The sequence below is a fragment of the Vibrio sp. 99-8-1 genome, from assembly GCF_013114595.1.
Classification (GTDB): Bacteria; Pseudomonadota; Gammaproteobacteria; order Enterobacterales; family Vibrionaceae; genus Vibrio.
The window spans coordinates 110,255-125,642 of record NZ_VTXE01000005.1 but is presented as its reverse complement, the minus strand read 5'-3'; the positions used below and the strand labels follow the sequence as shown (position 1 = coordinate 125,642).

Genomic DNA, 15,388 nt, shown 5'->3' with positions numbered 1-15,388 from the left:
ATGATTAAAGCTAATTATTATTAATTTATTATTATTTTAAGTTAATTTTTATTAATTTTATTGACGATTTTTTCCTTTTTCCTATACCATGCTTTTTCACTTAGGTATTTCGTTATACCTGGTGTCGATGATTTATTGTGATTCACGTGTTATGATCATTTTTGTGTGACTGAGTTTTAAAGTATATATAACAAAAGGTTAGGATGGTTAAGTGGCTAAGATACGAATAAAAGACGTTGCTAAACATGCGGGTGTTTCAGTTGCGACGGTCTCTCAAGTTTTAGGTGGTAAAGGCCGGATATCAGAATCGACAAGAGAGTTGGTGCAAAAGTCTCTTGATGAATTAGGTTATGTATATAATCAAGTTGCTGCTAATTTAAGAAGCAATCAATCGAATCATATCGGTTTACTGCTTCATGATATTAGTAACCCATTTTATGGAGAGATGGCCGCTGGCGTTGCCAGAGTAATGGATGAAAAAGGGAATATGCTATTCTTGACCAACTCTGAAGATGACATTGGTAAGCAAAATCGCCTTACCAAATCATTAATACAGAATGGTGCGGCAGGTATAGTGATTTGTGCTTCGAATGATACACCAAGGAGCTATTTCGAAGATCTAGGTAATGGCAACATACCAGTTGTACTAATTACAAGGCATGAAGATAAAGGTATGGACTTTGTTGGTACTGATAACATTCTTGCAGGCAGAATGGCGACTGATTACCTTCTCTCTTTGGGCCACAAACGTATTGCTTTTATTGGTGGTGTTGAAGGAACGCGAAACCGAGAGAACCGGATTATTGGCTACCGAGAGTCTTTGATCGAGGGCGGAGTGGAGTTTGATGCTGAAATAGTACTGTCTACGGGCTCAAGTCGTAAAGAGGGAAGTGATGCCATCAAACAAATACTAAAGAATCATCAAGATGTTACTGCTTGCTTGTTCTATCAAGACATTATTGCTCATGGAGCGATTGCGTACTTAAACAGTGAGGGAATTAAAGCTGGTAAAGATATCTCGATAATGGGATTGGATGGCATTGAAGAATCCTCAACAATTTATCCTCGACTTACTTCTGTTTCTTTTTCTGCAAATGAAATGGGAGAACAAGCTGGACGTTTGATATTTGATCGTATGTCGGAGGCCAATTCTAATATATCAGCGCCTGGGCATAGTGTGCGTAAAGTTATTTTGCAACCTAAGTTGATGGTTGGAGAGTCTACGGGGCCAGCGCAATAAATAACTATATAAGAATCGCGCTGGCTGGGGAGTGTTTACTTGTTTTCTATCGAATTAATTTCTGTTGATAAAGTATGCGACTCTCCTGGCTGAAGGTGAATCGAGGTGTCACCATAAAGTGCTGATTCTACGCATACCATATTGAGATAATCGTTATTTTTCATATCATCAGTTTTTAGCGTTGTTTCAACCCAAGGGTTCCAAACAACCGCAGCATTATGTCCATCATTCTTGATGCTCAAGGTACGATCATTTTTACTATCATCGATAGATATTGTGGGCTCTGATTCTAAGCAAACTAATATCGTTTCTTTATTAATGGTAATAGTGTTATCAGTACTTGTCTCAATATAACCTAAAGTACCATCGATACAGGTTCCACCAAGCCCGGATACGTTACTTTCGTGTATGCTAGCAATGTTAAAATAGCTATGGATCGCGCCACTATAATGCCAGCTTTTGTTATCTGTATTGGTGGTTACTAAGTTAATTTTGATGCTGTCTGATAGCATGATATGCAAATTACAATGAAAGCGATTAGGCCATAGTGCTAGAGTGTCATCATCCTCTTTCAATTCTAAGCATATGGTGACTTCTTCAGATGTCGCTTGATGAGTTTTTAGTAGCCAATCTTTATTTCGAGCAAAGCCGTGAGTCTGTTTGTTGTAAGAATTTCCAAACCATGGAAAACAGAGAGGAATCCCACCGCGAATCGGTTTGCTCTTGTCATAAACGGCTTCGTCTCCTAACCAAATGACGTCTTCTCCTTTTAATGGTTTAAACCAAAGTAGCTGGCCACCAAAAAGTGAAATCCCTGCGTTAAACTTAGCATGACTGATTTTTATTAAGTCAATATCGCCATGTTTTACCATTTTTATTGATGCTTCACTATGCACATGTTTTGGTTGCATAACCGATATATTCATTATGTATCCTTATCTGATTAGGTTTTAGGTATAGGTTTCTTGGTTGATTTAGATTCTATCTGTTATGGTATCAAAAAGATATATCGTTATACCTAATTGTTTTTTCGTACTAAATATGGCGATCTATTTATAAAGGGTAAGATGATTTTGACGCTAAGAGCGACCAAAAATGGAATTCGGTCTAAATGATGGATGATTTTTAAGCAATTACTTAAGTTTTTGCTCCAAATTGAGACGGAATTGAAAATGATCGTGTGCTTAACGTTCGAATATAGCGGCTTAAAGATGTTGATTTTATAAATGACTAATTAAAAATAACAGAAATGCACCACCATCCGTTGATGTTGGGTATATTTATATCAAGAGTTAGTGAAATTATAACTGACCATATGCAATACAAATCCCAATGCCTGATTATTTTTAATTAATTGTTTTTAAATGATTAATTATTGGTTCTTTATGATTCGCTCTGAATCTTGAGTGGTTCTAAATACAGAGAGATCTTAATATGTGACTTTTATCACTTAGTTGAATGTTGTACAAAGTGATATAACGATATATCATAATTTCAATCAAGTTATACAGGTAAAGGGAACATGACTTTTCTAAAGGGTAAGAAAGCAAACTACGACAAATTTCCGGTCGTAAATGTTAAAGGCTATACCAATGGTGCATGTGAATCATGGTCATCAATAGCGGATAAAGTAAACAGCGGTATCTCCAATCTAGGATTAAACAAAACAGTTTTGGTTGTCGACACCTATCATGGTGTCAACTTAAATGAGCTGAAGTTAGATCTCATTGACAAGCTCAATTTCAAATGTGCTATCAATTCAGAAACAGCTAAGCATTCAGAAAGCAAAATATTTGAAATGTTAGAGCGTCATATTACTGACGATAGAGTGTTCGGCATTCTTTCTAACCATAAAATGGAAGAGTTTTTTGATAGCAACAAAATCGCTGCATTACGTGCTCAAGTAGAAGAAATTTCTGAAGGTTTAATTGTTATCTATGGTGCTGGTGCTTCACTAATACACCAAGGTGACATTGTAATATATGCTGACTTAGCTCGCTGGGAAATTCAGCAGCGTTTTCGTCGTGGGGAGCTAGGAAACTGGGGTGTTGAAAACCTAGATGAAGATGTACTTCGCCGTTACAAACGTTCTTTTTTCATTGAATGGCGTGTATTTGATCGTTATAAAAACAAGCTGTTACCTACCGTTGATTTTGTTTTAGATACTAACGTTCCAAACGTACCTAAAATGGCTTCAGGTGCTGCCGTTATGGCTGGTTTGGAGCAAGCCACCCGTCAACCTTTTCGCGTTGTTCCATTTTTCGACCCTGGTGTCTGGGGGGGACAATGGATGAAAGAGGTCTGTGATCTAGACCGTTCCGCTGACAATTATGCATGGTGTTTTGATTGTGTCCCTGAAGAGAACAGCCTGTTTCTACAAATTGGTGATGTTCGTTTAGAAATTCCTTCGCAAAATCTTGTTTTACAGAAACCAAAGCAGCTTCTCGGCGAACAAGTACACGCTAGGTTTGGTGCTGAGTTCCCTATTCGTTTTGATTTTTTAGACACAATGCAAGGCCAGCATCTTAGTTTGCAAGTTCATCCATTAACCGAATACATTCAAGACCAGTTTGGGATGCATTACACCCAAGATGAAAGTTATTACATGCTTGATGCCGACGAAGATGCGACGGTTTATCTTGGTGTTAAGTCAGGGATTAATCCAGAAGAAATGATGGAAGATTTGCAGGCCGCGCAACGAGGTGAAAAATCTTTTGACGATGAGAAGTTTATCAACAAATTTCCTGCGAAGAAGCATGACCACTTCTTAATTCCAGCCGGAACTGTGCATTGCTCTGGTTCGGGCTCTATGGTTCTGGAGATAAGTGCCACTCCGTACATCTTTACTTTTAAGTTATGGGATTGGGATCGTCTTGGGTTAGATGGTCAGCCTCGTCCTGTGCATCTAGAACATGGAAGCGAAGTTATTCAGTGGGATAGGGATACTGAATGGACAGAGTCTAATCTTGTTAATGATGTAACAGAAATCGCGAGTGGTGAAGGGTGGCGTGAAGAGCGAACGGGCTTACATGAAAGGGAGTTTATTGAGACAAGAAGACACTGGTTTAGTCAGCCGGTACTGCATCGTACTGGTGGTAGCGTAAACGTTCTAAACCTAATAGAAGGGCGCGAAGCACTTGTTGAAAGTCCGAGTAACGCATTCGAACCTTATGTGGTGCATTACGCAGAAACCTTCATTATTCCAGCTCAGATAGAGGAATACACTATTCGCCCGTATGGTGAAAGTGAAGGTCAGGAAATCGCGACTATTAAAGCTTACGTGAGAGGATAACTATGATTCATTTTTTAACGGCAACCCATGGTCCACTTTGTCACGCGTTAGTAACTAGTGCCAAGATGGTGTTTGGAGAAGTGCCACATATTAGCTGCGTTTCTCTTTCAGAAGATGGGGGTATTGAAGATTTTAAAGTTGAATTTGATGATCAAATAAAAGCGATTGCGGCTCGTAAAGTCGATGGAATTATCGTGCTGTGTGATTTGGAGTGCGGGACTCCATATAACGTCGCTTGTACTTACGCGTTTGATGACAAATTTCCAGTTCCGGTAGAAGTTATCGCAGGCGTTAATTTTCCTACGTTATTAATGAGCGCCGATTTCGAAGATGAAAAAGATGTCAGAGAAGTGGCAAAAAACCTACAGCGCGAAGCACTAAATACTATTGTTCATGCACAACTGCCTGACGATAGCGAAGATAATTCAGAGGACTTCTAAGGAGAAGCCATGTCAATTTCATTTGTAAGAATCGACGACCGAGTCATTCATGGTCAGCTAGTCACGCGATGGGCAAAAGAACGACCGTGTGAAGGCATCATTGCTGTTGATGACGCAGTTGCCGCAGATCCATTACTTTCCAAGGTAATGAAAGGAGCGGTGACAGACGTAAAGGTGTGGTTGTTCAACACTCAAACCGCAATCGAGAAACTGCCTAAAGTTATCGCAAGTGACAAAAAATATTTTGTGATTGCGAAATCACCAGTGACGTTAAAAAAACTGTTAGAAGGAGGTATCGACTTAACTAACCTGAATGGAAAAATAAATGTTGGGCCCATGAGTGCTCGTGAAGGTACGACTACGATTGGCAGTAATCAATGTGTAAATCAGGAAGAAATAGAAGCGTTTCGTTTCCTGACCAACATTGGTCATGAGATTGATTTTAGATTGGTTCCTGATTCCGCCGCTTATACGTGGCAAGACGCTGAATCAAAGCTATAAAAAATTAACGTTAAACAAAAGGATATTTTTATGTTTTTTGAAGCATTACTCATCGGGGTCTTCTGTTATCTCGGTGCCCTGACAACACCTTGGTTGTTAGGTCTAACTGGTGGATGGTACACCATAACTCGTCCATTGGTTTCTGGTATGTTAGTCGGTTTAGTATTGGGTGATTTAGAGACCGGTATTATGGTTGGTGTGGCTGTACAGGCAGTTTACATTGCGATGGTAACGCCGGGTGGTGCAATGCCTGCTGATCTTAACTTTGTTGCTTTTCCCGCTGTAGCATTAGGCGTGATGTCTGGACAAGGTGTGGAAGTCGCGGTGGCCATCGCAGCAACCATTGGTATCGCAGGTACGATTGTATTCAACTTTATGATGGTGTTGAACTCTTACTGGAACCATAGAGCTGAAGTGTGCGTAGATAAAGGCGATGATCACGGTGTCTACTTAAACTCGGCTATCTATCCTCAAATAACGAACTTTTTGATGCGATTCACCCCAAGTTTTATTGCCGTCTATTTTGGTAATCAGTACATCGAAGGGTTTATGAGTAGCTTACCGCAAGTGGTGTTAGACACTATGAGCGTATTAGGAGGAATACTTCCAGCTGTAGGTATTGCTATTCTTTTGAAACAGATAATCAAAGAATCTAGCATGTTGATCTATTTCCTTGTTGGTTTTGTCTGCGTTGTTTTCTTAAAGCTGAATATGATAGGACTCGTTATTGTAGGGGCTCTATTTGCTTTATTCCATTTTGCATATAAACCTGCACCACAGCCTGCAGTTGCGGCGACAACCCAAGTTCAACTTGATGATGAGGACGATTTCTAATGGCCGATACAATACTAATGCAGAGCGAAAACGATGCTCAAACAGAAACACAGCCGACAACACTAACTAAGAAAGATCTACGTAAATGTTGGCGTGCTTGGATGATGTATAACCTTTCATCATTGAGTTTTGAGCGTTTAGAGTCGTTTGGTTTTTGTTTAGGGATGATGCCAGCTCTGAAAAAGCTTTACCCAAACAAAGAGAAACGTACAGAAGCGATGAAGCGTCACTCTTCTTTCTACAATACTGAGCCTCAGTTGGGTGCAATCATCAATGGGATGGCTGTGGGACTGGAAGAGAAAAAAGCCAATGGTGAGCCTATTGATGGTGAAACGATCAATGCATTGAAAGTCGGATTGATGGGGCCGCTTGCAGGGATTGGCGATTCTATGATTCCAGGAATGTTGATACCTATTCTACTGAGTATTGGTATGGCTCTGGCGGCTGGCGGAAATATCTTGGGTCCACTATTTTACATCGTAGCCTATAACGGGATTGTTATTTTTGGTTCTTACAGCTTGTTTATGAAAGGCTACCAAATGGGGGCTGGTTCGGTAGAAGCTTTGGTGAGTGATAAGTCAACCCGAATAAGAGAGGCACTTTCTTTACTAGGTATTTTTGTAATGGGTGGCGTTGCTGCGAGTTACGTAAACTTAAGTACTGGTTTGGAATTCATAACAGAAGATGGCGTGAATATTCATGTTCAAGCAATGTTGGATGGCATATTCCCTAAACTGTTACCTTTACTCGTGGTACTTGGTACTTGGTGGGCGATGGCTAAGAAAAACTTAAGCCCAGTCAATGCTATGTACGCGTTAGTAGCAGTCGCGGCTGTGGGCGTAGTATCCGGTATTTTCTAATTTATCTTTGGGGCGGAACCCGCCCCTTTTCAGTGTTTACATTTATAGGTAAGTAATAAGATGAATATTTCAATTCCACCAAGCGTTGATTTTTTAACTGGCCGTATTGAGTCTGATTCAAAAGTAACGAAAGCGACGACGATAAAGTCTTTGGAAGGTGTATTTGCGGATACAAGAGCTTATTCACAGTTGGACCCAGATCAAGTTGTCTACAGTGTTGAAATGTTACCAGCGGAATCTGATGAAGGTGAGTTAAATTTTGGGGTGTCTCATATTGAACCCGGACTAGTGGGTAATGAGTATCATATGACCCGAGGTCACTTCCACCAAAGAGAGGAACAAGCGGAGTACTATTTTGGTGCTGCTGGTAAAGGACTGCTGATCCTGCAAGATCAAAGTGGTGGTGTCACTGTTGAGTCTGTATTTCCTGGAAGCGTCCATCATATTGGTGGGTATATCGCACATCGTCTGGTTAACACTGGTGAAGTCCGCTTGTCGGCATTGGCTGTATGGCCTGCTGTGGCTGGGCACAATTACGGAGAACTTAAAGAAAAGGGCTTTAATGTTCGTGTGCTATGTGAAGATGGCGATGTGAGGCTAGTGAACCAAGATGACTAAAATCAAAGATGCAGCATCTCGTTGTCGCTTGTGGTTAAGTGATTCGGCATTACCGCTATGGGAAGACAAAGGATATTGTTCAATTTCAGGCGTGTTTGAAGAAGGGTTATTGAGCCGTGAGTTGCCTTATCAAGAGGGCGGGATACGATTTCGGGTTCAACCTAGACAGGTGTATGTATTTGCTCACGCTAAACAGCTAGGAATCTATCATCACCACGGTGTTGTTGATAAAGCGGTTAGCAATGGTTTTGACTTTTTTAAAAACGAAAATGGGCAATTTGGTTTTTCTGTCGATCAACAGCTTAAGTTAGATGACGATTCTTTAAATGCTTATGAGCATGCTTTTGCCTTATTGGGCTATGCTTGGCATTACAGTGAGACGAAGAATCCAGACAGTTTAGCCTCTGCTGAAACATGCTTTCAGTGGTTTGAAAATTGTTTATCAGATCCTGAGAATGGAGGCTACTACTCTCAATATCCTAAGTCGTCATTGAGAAGCCAAAATCCACATATGCACTTATTTGAGGCATTGATGACATTATATGAAGCGTCAGATAGTCAGGTGTGGTTAAAGCGAGCAATGAAGCTGCATGAACTTTTTTGTGCCAAGTTTATGGAAGAAAACTATCTGAGGGAGTTTTTTGCGGAAGATTTTTCTGCGACGCACGCTGACTCAGAGAACCTAGACCCTGGTCATCATTATGAATGGGTTTGGTTATTGAGCCACTATTCCAAATTAACGGGTGAAGATGTCTCTGATGCGACCAAAAAACTGCTCCACTTTGCAGCAAAACATGGTCATTCAGAAAGAGGGTTAGTGCTGGATGAAATTAAGGACGATGGTTCTCGGTATCGTTCGACATCACGCTTATGGTGTCAGACAGAATACTTAAAGGCCATGGTTGCTATGTATGAGCAATATCCTTCTCAGGAAAGAGCGGACTCTGTTTGTGAAGTGATAGATTTAATTTTTGATTACTATATCTCGCCAGCGGAGGAAGGGTTGTGGATCGATCAAGTATATGAAGATGGTACGGCAGTCTCAACCAAAGCACCTGCTAGTACTTTGTACCATATATTTCTTGCTTTTTCGGAACTCATTCGAGTGGCTAAGTAAGTATTTAATATTGTAAGGCATATATACCTTCTGACGAAGAAGTCAGAAGGTATTCATCTATTGTTCTACATCAATTATGTCAAAATATAACCTGTTGATTTTAAGTAGATAATTTATTCATTACTCATTTATTAGTTTAGCAATGACAATAGTTTTGGTTATATCTATTCTTTGTTATGTGTACAAGTAACATACGGAATATTGGAGAATTTATGACTATCTCATTTGTAAGGATAGATGACCGTGTTATTCATGGGCAGTTGATAACGCGATGGGCTAAAGAACGTCCGTGTGACGGTATTATTGCTATAGATGATGCTGTTGCGTCAAATCCATTGCTATCGAAAGTGATGAAAGGGGCAGTAACTGACGTAAAAGTATGGTTGTTCGACACTCAGACTGCAATGGAAAAATTGCCTAAAGTTATCGCAAGTGACAAGAAGTACTTTGTGATTGCAAAATCACCAGTGACGCTAAAAGCGCTGCTAAAAGGAGGTATTAACCTTGCTAACTTGAGCGGAAAAATAAATGTAGGGCCTATGAGCGCTCGAGAAGGAACGTCCACAATTGGTAGTAATCAATGCGTAAGTAAAGAAGAAATAGCCGCATTTCGTTTTTTGGACAGTATTGGTCATGAGATTGATTTCAGACTGGTTCCTGATTCTTCCGCATATAGCTGGAAAGAGGCGGAATTAAAACTATAGAAGCTACTAATGTTAAGCAGTAGGGCTGTAGGTTGCTACATATCGAACGGTTGTCATCTTGCGGCAGTAATACCGTGTTCAATTGAGTGATTCCTGTTGTTGTTCAGGTAGTCTATGGAGTCGCTCATAAAGGTTAAGTGGCCCTTCAATTCTAGAAAGAAAAGCGATATTGAGAGGGCTATCTGAAAATATTCCTACCCAATTAGGATTTAGACGTTTCACTCTGGAAGAAAGAATGAAGCTATTTTGAATAGTAGCTTTAAAAGGATATTGATCAACTAGGTTCAGTGCCAACTTATCAATGTCTCTAACAATTAAGAACTGGTGTTCACCTAAAGAGAGTAAAGTGCCATTGATTTCAACAATGGTATTGTGAGTTGGTGAGTAAGTAGAAACACCGACGTTTAGTTGCCCGCCATTGCAAGTAGAGTAGATTTCAAATGGGAGGTCAGGTAACCAGTACTTCATCGTATACTGACACCCTAATCCATTGATATATGCAGCAAAGATGACAAGAAAACTAAGAGAAATGTTGAGAATGGTAAATGCTTTCAGATATTTCATGACTATTTGACTCTTTCGATCTTGTGATTATGGAAGCTGAATATGTTGGATAGAACTGTCATTCCAGGTGATGCTATCTCCTTTTGTCCTTGATATGACTTTGAGTAACAAATAGAGCCTATTTCATTGTCATGGCATGTTACATCAACTAGATTAAGATATGTAATAAACATAAATTTCATTACGACTAAATTTAATATAATTAAACTTGCTTTAATAAAGGTAGAGTTCTTGCTTTTATTCAATATGGTGTTTTTAGCTGGTTTTATCTCCTCTTTATCTTCACGAGAAATCGAGGGGCTTTTTTCGATTATAGGCAATGAATTAGCTGTAATTGTTAATTTGTAACCAATTTTCGGTATATTGTTTAAATTGATGTTTTCATTGCTATTTAGACACTTTCTTAAATTGTAGATAGCCACATTCATAGAATTATTGCCTACCTTCCTATCTCCCCAACCAATATCAATAAGTGTTTCTTTATTAATAACTTTATCTTTGTTTTCAAAAAGAAAATATAAAATGTTAGCTTCTGCTTTAGAAAGTCTAATGGAAGTTTGACATTTATCTTCATCAATAAAATTGACACGTAAAGTCTCCATGTCTAACTCTAAGCTATCAACTAATTGATATTTCACTCCAAACTCCAAGCTAATATTATTTTTCTCAATAATATATAAATAAAATAAGTAGTCAAAATTAAATTCAATATTAAATGTGATCTTTGTCACGATAGTGATGGAGGGGCAGTTAATCGCTCAAAACGGACTACAAATGAATATTCTATGTAATTGGCTGATTTTTAAGTGTTAATTTTTTTATTATTTTTTAATTAGTTCAAGTTATGACACGTATAGTTATAGGATAGTCAATTGTTATATTGTAACAATTAGTTATGTTGAACTTGTGTTCGCTTAACTTGCTGGAGCTTTTAAATAAAAGTTTATAAGTTGAAAAAATAAGGATTTATAATGGTTTTTTACTCAAGATGTCTGCCTCTTCTTTTTGCTGTAGTATTATATGGTTGTGGAGAAGGCAGTAAAGAATCTAATTCTGGTGGAGAAGCGAGTGGACATGGAGCTTCAGTTAATACTGGATATTTCAAAGACGGCTCGGTTGAAGGGGTGCAATATAGAACGGCAACCCAGTCTGGAATAACAGGTAAAGGTGGGGCGTTTAAATATATTGAGGGGGAAAGTGTAAGTTTTAGAATTGGTACACTTAATCTCGGTGAAGCAAGAGCAGATTCTGTTATAACACCAATTGAACTTACAAGTTCAAATGATCCTTCGTCAGCAGGAAATATTAATTTAGTTCGAGTTCTAATGTCATTAGATGATGATGGCGATTCTGAAAATGGACTTCAAATTTCTCAAGATGTATTGAGTTATTTAACGGATAGTATTGATCTAACAGATATTGATATTAATAGTATGATAACCGATGGCTCATTTGAAACACAGTTAGAGCAACTAGATGTAGATTTCGAAGTCGTTTCCGCTGTAGATGCTAAATCACACTTTGACGAAACGGTTAAATGTAATTTAAGTGGTATTTATTATGGGGAGTATGGAGGCCAAGGTGAAGGAGGGTTTGCAGTAGCTATTCCACCACATAACTTGACTCCAACAGGCGGATTTGTGCCATTGGACGGCGAATACATAGGTGATTGGATAGAGTTAACAGGAACAGCATTAGAATTAGAAGGGGGAGCCCAGTCTATCATTCTAGGAGTGTCAGATACTGTTGATCAGGAATACGCTGGTGTTAGATTTGCAGCCATATTTAATGGTTCCAGTGTTGTAGGTGAATGGTTTCAGGAAGGTGATATAGCAGCTGGAGACATTGAAGGTGATAAATTCTACTCTTTCCAAGACAAGCAGAGAATCAAATATGTCGGAACCTACAAATATAAGGTAGACCCGTCTCCTATTCCTGTGCAGATAACATTGACCAGTGACGATTTTATGGAAATTGATAGGTTAAATCCAATGTTTGCTGAGGCTCATCATTCAGGTAGTCATTTTAATGGTGGAGATGTCTCAATGGATATCAATGATGATCCTGATTTTGGTGAAAATAACATTCGGTTTCAGCTTAGCGGTAGGGCGGGAGAAGTTATCGATAAAACGGTAACCGACAAAAATGGCAGTGAAGTAGAACTAAAGTTAAGTAGTTGCCGGATTTAAATCTGCTATTCAAAGTACATTAGTTTTAATATCACCTGTACCTTATATAGTTAGGACTTATGGATCTAGATACTTACCATATGTCCTAACGAGCTTTAATTATATAGTGTGATTACTTACGATTAGTCACCGACTCTCGTGCGACGAGTTTTCCCATTATTAAAGGTATTTCAGATGCTGGTTTATCATTAATAACTTCATCTAATTGGTTTATTGCGGCTTCAACCAGTTTATCTGATGGATAGCTAATACACGTCAGTGCCGGGGTTAATTGGCTAGCTAGAGGTGAGTTCTCTAGTGACATAATAGAAACTTCTTGTGGAGTGGCTAGATTAAAATCTTTTAACAACTTCATGGCAATCGCCGCCTGACTATCACGCATAACAATAATAGCGGTAAATGGGTGATAGCTGTTTAACAGTGTGAGCATGGCTTGCTCTGCGTCACCATTGGCTTCAACAATCAATTGGCGGTTAATGGGAATGGCCATATTGTGCAGCGAGGTTTTGTAGCCATCTAACGTCTGACTTGAGGCACTTCCTTTGTCGTCCAGTACAATGGCGATACTGCTGTGACCTTGACTAGACAAATAGCGGCAAGCACTTTCACAAGCAAAATGGTAGTCGTAGCCAATCGCTCTATGTTGTGAGTTGGCTTTGGTGTCTATGGCGATAACATTGTCATCCATCGCGTTACTATTGATGGAGTCTGGTAGTTCGCCACCTAACACTATAATTGCATCACAGTGACGTCCATTTAGTTCTTCTATCAGTCGTGCTCGTTCTTGAGTGCTGTCGGCAAAATGCACCAACATATGCTTACTTTTCTGTTTTAGCGCCTTTGCTAGTAATGGCAAGTAAGTAGAGACTTGGCCTGCGTCAGTAGAAGAGAGTATGACGCCGATATAATCAGTGCGCTTATTGGCTAAGTTTTGAGCGGCAGCATTGGGGCGATAATTTAGCTCCTCTGCCGCTCTAATTACCGCGTCTCGGCTTTCTGTCTTTACCCCACGACTGCCACTCATGACACGAGAGACAGTCGCTTTGGATACATTGGCAAGGCGAGATACGTCTGTAATGGTTACCATCTAAGTACACCTGTATTGGAAAAATTGTTGATGTTATGGGAAAGCGGTTCCCAATTTCTCTCCATTTTACAGCGCCATAAAATAACCACAAGCGTATTAATCGCTTATTGGCAACGTTTATGAAGCTCAATAAGTTCTGCAACTAACTCTTTGGCCAACATGGATGTCATTAAGTGATCCTGTGCATGAACCATGACTAATGTCATTTTGGCTTTGCCTTCTCCTTCATCTGCTTCAATGAGTTGAGTTTGCACAAGGTGTGCTTTGTTGGCGTATTCTTGAGCCTCTTTCATTAAGCTTTCTGCTTCACTAAATTGGTTTTTCTTAGCGTGACGCAGTGCTTCATAACACAAACTTCTTGATTGGCCTGCATTAATAATGATCCCCATTACTTGCTCTTCTAAGTCCATCATTCTCTCCCGTAAGTTGTTCAAAATTCCCCAAAATAGGGAAGTTGAGTCAATTGACTCTAGTTAAAACCGTTGTCTCGTGACACCTGGGCATACCACTCGCCACTTTTTTTCATGCTACGTTGTTGAGTCTCCAAATCGAGGCGATAAAATCCGTATCGATTTTTGTAAGCATTACTCCATGACCAGTTGTCGATAAAAGTCCATAGATGATAGCCAATGCAATTGGCGCCTTCTTCGATACCTTGATGAAGCCAGCTAAGGTGTCCGCGAATAAAGTCGATGCGATAGTCATCTTGAATTTGACCATTAACTAAAAACTTCTCTTCCCCTTCAACACCCATGCCGTTTTCAGAGATGTAACAAGGTAGGTTTCCGTAGTTGTCACGCAAGTTAGTTAATATGTCATAAACGCCTTTTTCGTAGATCTCCCAGCCGCGGTGTGGATTCATTTTTCTCCCCGGCATTTCGTAATAATCAAAAAAGTGTTCTGGCATAAACGGCGCGTCAGGGTTAACGGCATTGTCTCTGGCTTTTACGCGTCTTGGCATGTAGTAGTTCACGCCAAGCAGATCGATTTTTCCTTCTGCAATGAGTTCACAATCTCCAGTCTGAATATCGGGTAGTTGGTCATGTTCTGTAAGTAGATCAACCAGCGCTTGTGGGTAGCTTCCCTTTACCGCGGGATCAAGGAAACTACGGTTAAACAATAAGTCACAAATATTGGAAGCTTTTAAATCTGCTTCGTTATCAGAACGAGGATAAGAAGGAGTAAGGTTTAAAATAATACCTATCTGTCCATCAAGACCAAGTTTGCGGTAAGTTTTGACTGCTTTAGCGTGTGCAAGAATAGTGTGATAAGCCACAGTAGCGGCGCGTTTAAAGTCCACAACGTTAGGGTAGTGGAAATCATAAAGGTAGCCACCTTCAACAGGAACAATGGGTTCGTTAAAAGTGAACCAATGCTTGACTCGGTCACCAAACAGTTTGAAGCAGGTTTCAGTATAGTATTGGTAGGCGTCTAATACTTCACGGTTTTCAAATCCACCGATCTCTTGCATGACCATCGGCATGTCAAAATGGAACAGGCAGATAAATGGCTCTATGTTGTGCTTGATTAACTCGTCTATGACGCCGTTGTAAAAGTCGACCGCCTCTTGGTTTACTTCTCCTGACCCTGTCGGAATTAATCGAGCCCATGAAATAGAGGTGCGAAAACTATTGTGGCCAATATCCTTCATAAGTTGGATATCGCTTTGATAGTTTTGGTAGAAGGTCGATGCCTCTGTTGCAGAGATGCCGTTGTGGAATCGATTTGGCTGAGCTTTAAACCAATGGTCCCAAATATTCTCACCTTTGCCATTTATAAAAGCCGCCCCTTCGGTTTGAGTAGCAGAGGCGGCACTTCCCCAGTAGAAATTGTTTGGAAATGTATATTTCATGGTTTTTCCTTATTAAAGAGCAGCCAAAGCTGCTCTGTATTACTGATCAATAAGAGTTATTAGTGATGCGCGTTCGTCATAAACTAACTG

General features: G+C 39.7%; 16 protein-coding genes. 10 read left to right on the top strand and 6 right to left on the bottom strand.

Annotated elements, in window-relative coordinates; all coding sequences use genetic code 11:
- The first annotated feature begins 211 nt into the window (after nucleotides 1-211).
- Nucleotides 212-1,240, top strand: a complete 1,029-nt coding sequence (locus F0227_RS03970) for a LacI family DNA-binding transcriptional regulator (RefSeq protein ID WP_171751870.1) — start codon at nucleotides 212-214, stop codon at nucleotides 1,238-1,240.
- A gap of 35 nt (nucleotides 1,241-1,275) precedes the next feature.
- Here F0227_RS03970 and F0227_RS03965 read toward each other — a convergent pair whose 3' ends face one another.
- Nucleotides 1,276-2,166, bottom strand: coding sequence for a D-hexose-6-phosphate mutarotase (locus F0227_RS03965; protein ID WP_171751869.1), 891 nt, complete (start codon nucleotides 2,164-2,166; stop codon nucleotides 1,276-1,278).
- A 596-nt stretch (nucleotides 2,167-2,762) separates the two neighbouring features.
- Here F0227_RS03965 and F0227_RS03960 point away from each other — a divergent pair.
- The 8 genes from F0227_RS03960 (at nucleotide 2,763) to F0227_RS03925 (ending at nucleotide 9,606) form a co-directional block, all read left to right on the top strand.
- Nucleotides 2,763-4,532: a class I mannose-6-phosphate isomerase gene (locus tag F0227_RS03960; protein WP_171751868.1), complete on the top strand. Its 1,770-nt coding sequence runs from the start codon at nucleotides 2,763-2,765 to the stop codon at nucleotides 4,530-4,532.
- Nucleotides 4,533-4,534: 2 nt separating this feature from the next.
- Nucleotides 4,535-4,972, top strand: coding sequence for a PTS fructose transporter subunit IIA (locus F0227_RS03955; RefSeq protein WP_171751867.1), 438 nt, complete (start codon nucleotides 4,535-4,537; stop codon nucleotides 4,970-4,972).
- Nucleotides 4,973-4,981: 9 nt separating this feature from the next.
- A complete protein-coding gene (locus F0227_RS03950) occupies nucleotides 4,982-5,473 on the top strand; it encodes a PTS sugar transporter subunit IIB (RefSeq protein ID WP_171751866.1) in 492 nt (163 codons plus the stop codon).
- 30 nt (nucleotides 5,474-5,503) lie between these two features.
- Complete coding sequence (locus F0227_RS03945; RefSeq protein WP_171751865.1) at nucleotides 5,504-6,307, top strand: PTS sugar transporter subunit IIC; 804 nt, start codon at nucleotides 5,504-5,506, stop codon at nucleotides 6,305-6,307.
- Nucleotides 6,307-7,167 (top strand): PTS system mannose/fructose/sorbose family transporter subunit IID, encoded by an 861-nt coding sequence (locus F0227_RS03940; RefSeq protein WP_253822025.1) that lies wholly within the window; start codon nucleotides 6,307-6,309, stop codon nucleotides 7,165-7,167. Before F0227_RS03945 ends, F0227_RS03940 begins: the two co-directional genes overlap by 1 nt.
- A 60-nt stretch (nucleotides 7,168-7,227) precedes the next feature.
- A complete protein-coding gene (locus F0227_RS03935) occupies nucleotides 7,228-7,785 on the top strand; it encodes a glucose-6-phosphate isomerase family protein (protein WP_171751864.1) in 558 nt (185 codons plus the stop codon).
- Nucleotides 7,778-8,902 carry an AGE family epimerase/isomerase gene (locus tag F0227_RS03930; protein ID WP_171751863.1) on the top strand — a complete coding sequence of 375 codons (1,125 nt, stop codon included), beginning with the start codon at nucleotides 7,778-7,780 and terminating at the stop codon, nucleotides 8,900-8,902. The genes F0227_RS03935 and F0227_RS03930 overlap by 8 nt, the downstream gene beginning before the upstream one ends.
- 212 nt (nucleotides 8,903-9,114) lie before the next feature.
- A complete protein-coding gene (locus F0227_RS03925) occupies nucleotides 9,115-9,606 on the top strand; it encodes a PTS sugar transporter subunit IIB (RefSeq protein WP_171751862.1) in 492 nt (163 codons plus the stop codon).
- Nucleotides 9,607-9,684: 78 nt separating this feature from the next.
- Here the strand turns inward: F0227_RS03925 and F0227_RS03920 are convergent, their stop codons facing one another.
- The gene (locus F0227_RS03920) at nucleotides 9,685-10,170 is read right to left on the bottom strand and encodes a hypothetical protein (protein ID WP_171751861.1); all 486 of its coding nucleotides are present in this window, start codon (nucleotides 10,168-10,170) and stop codon (nucleotides 9,685-9,687) included.
- A gap of 2 nt (nucleotides 10,171-10,172) precedes the next feature.
- On the bottom strand, nucleotides 10,173-10,808 hold the full coding sequence (locus F0227_RS03915) for a helix-turn-helix domain-containing protein (protein ID WP_171751860.1): 636 nt from the start codon (nucleotides 10,806-10,808) through the stop codon (nucleotides 10,173-10,175).
- Between the two features lie 333 nt (nucleotides 10,809-11,141).
- Here F0227_RS03915 and F0227_RS03910 point away from each other — a divergent pair, with 333 nt between their 5' ends.
- Nucleotides 11,142-12,359: a hypothetical protein gene (locus tag F0227_RS03910; RefSeq protein WP_171751859.1), complete on the top strand. Its 1,218-nt coding sequence runs from the start codon at nucleotides 11,142-11,144 to the stop codon at nucleotides 12,357-12,359.
- Nucleotides 12,360-12,471: 112 nt separating this feature from the next.
- Here F0227_RS03910 and F0227_RS03905 read toward each other — a convergent pair whose 3' ends face one another.
- The 3 genes from F0227_RS03905 to F0227_RS03895 form a co-directional block, all read right to left on the bottom strand.
- Nucleotides 12,472-13,446 carry a LacI family DNA-binding transcriptional regulator gene (locus F0227_RS03905; protein ID WP_171751858.1) on the bottom strand — a complete coding sequence of 325 codons (975 nt, stop codon included), beginning with the start codon at nucleotides 13,444-13,446 and terminating at the stop codon, nucleotides 12,472-12,474.
- A gap of 104 nt (nucleotides 13,447-13,550) precedes the next feature.
- Entirely contained in the window at nucleotides 13,551-13,856 is a 306-nt protein-coding gene (gene chbA, locus F0227_RS03900) for a PTS N,N'-diacetylchitobiose transporter subunit IIA (RefSeq protein WP_171751917.1), read from the bottom strand.
- Between the two features lie 59 nt (nucleotides 13,857-13,915).
- The gene (locus F0227_RS03895; RefSeq protein WP_171751857.1) at nucleotides 13,916-15,298 is read right to left on the bottom strand and encodes a glycoside hydrolase family 1 protein; all 1,383 of its coding nucleotides are present in this window, start codon (nucleotides 15,296-15,298) and stop codon (nucleotides 13,916-13,918) included.
- Nucleotides 15,299-15,388 lie beyond the last annotated feature (90 nt).

What these genes read in the sequence shown, in the direction of transcription:
- F0227_RS03930 (WP_171751863.1), top strand. Translation starts at nt 7,778, where the DNA reads ATGACTAAAATCAAAGATGCAGCATCTCGTTGTCGCTTGTGGTTAAGT.
- F0227_RS03960 (WP_171751868.1), top strand. Translation starts at nt 2,763, where the DNA reads ATGACTTTTCTAAAGGGTAAGAAAGCAAACTACGACAAATTTCCGGTC.
- F0227_RS03950 (WP_171751866.1), top strand. Translation starts at nt 4,982, where the DNA reads ATGTCAATTTCATTTGTAAGAATCGACGACCGAGTCATTCATGGTCAG.
- F0227_RS03905 (WP_171751858.1), bottom strand. Translation starts at nt 13,446, where the DNA reads ATGGTAACCATTACAGACGTATCTCGCCTTGCCAATGTATCCAAAGCG.
- F0227_RS03920 (WP_171751861.1), bottom strand. Translation starts at nt 10,170, where the DNA reads ATGAAATATCTGAAAGCATTTACCATTCTCAACATTTCTCTTAGTTTT.
- F0227_RS03910 (WP_171751859.1), top strand. Translation starts at nt 11,142, where the DNA reads ATGGTTTTTTACTCAAGATGTCTGCCTCTTCTTTTTGCTGTAGTATTA.
- chbA (WP_171751917.1), bottom strand. Translation starts at nt 13,856, where the DNA reads ATGGACTTAGAAGAGCAAGTAATGGGGATCATTATTAATGCAGGCCAA.
- F0227_RS03925 (WP_171751862.1), top strand. Translation starts at nt 9,115, where the DNA reads ATGACTATCTCATTTGTAAGGATAGATGACCGTGTTATTCATGGGCAG.
- F0227_RS03965 (WP_171751869.1), bottom strand. Translation starts at nt 2,166, where the DNA reads ATGAATATATCGGTTATGCAACCAAAACATGTGCATAGTGAAGCATCA.
- F0227_RS03945 (WP_171751865.1), top strand. Translation starts at nt 5,504, where the DNA reads ATGTTTTTTGAAGCATTACTCATCGGGGTCTTCTGTTATCTCGGTGCC.
- F0227_RS03895 (WP_171751857.1), bottom strand. Translation starts at nt 15,298, where the DNA reads ATGAAATATACATTTCCAAACAATTTCTACTGGGGAAGTGCCGCCTCT.
- F0227_RS03935 (WP_171751864.1), top strand. Translation starts at nt 7,228, where the DNA reads ATGAATATTTCAATTCCACCAAGCGTTGATTTTTTAACTGGCCGTATT.
- F0227_RS03955 (WP_171751867.1), top strand. Translation starts at nt 4,535, where the DNA reads ATGATTCATTTTTTAACGGCAACCCATGGTCCACTTTGTCACGCGTTA.
- F0227_RS03940 (WP_253822025.1), top strand. Translation starts at nt 6,307, where the DNA reads ATGGCCGATACAATACTAATGCAGAGCGAAAACGATGCTCAAACAGAA.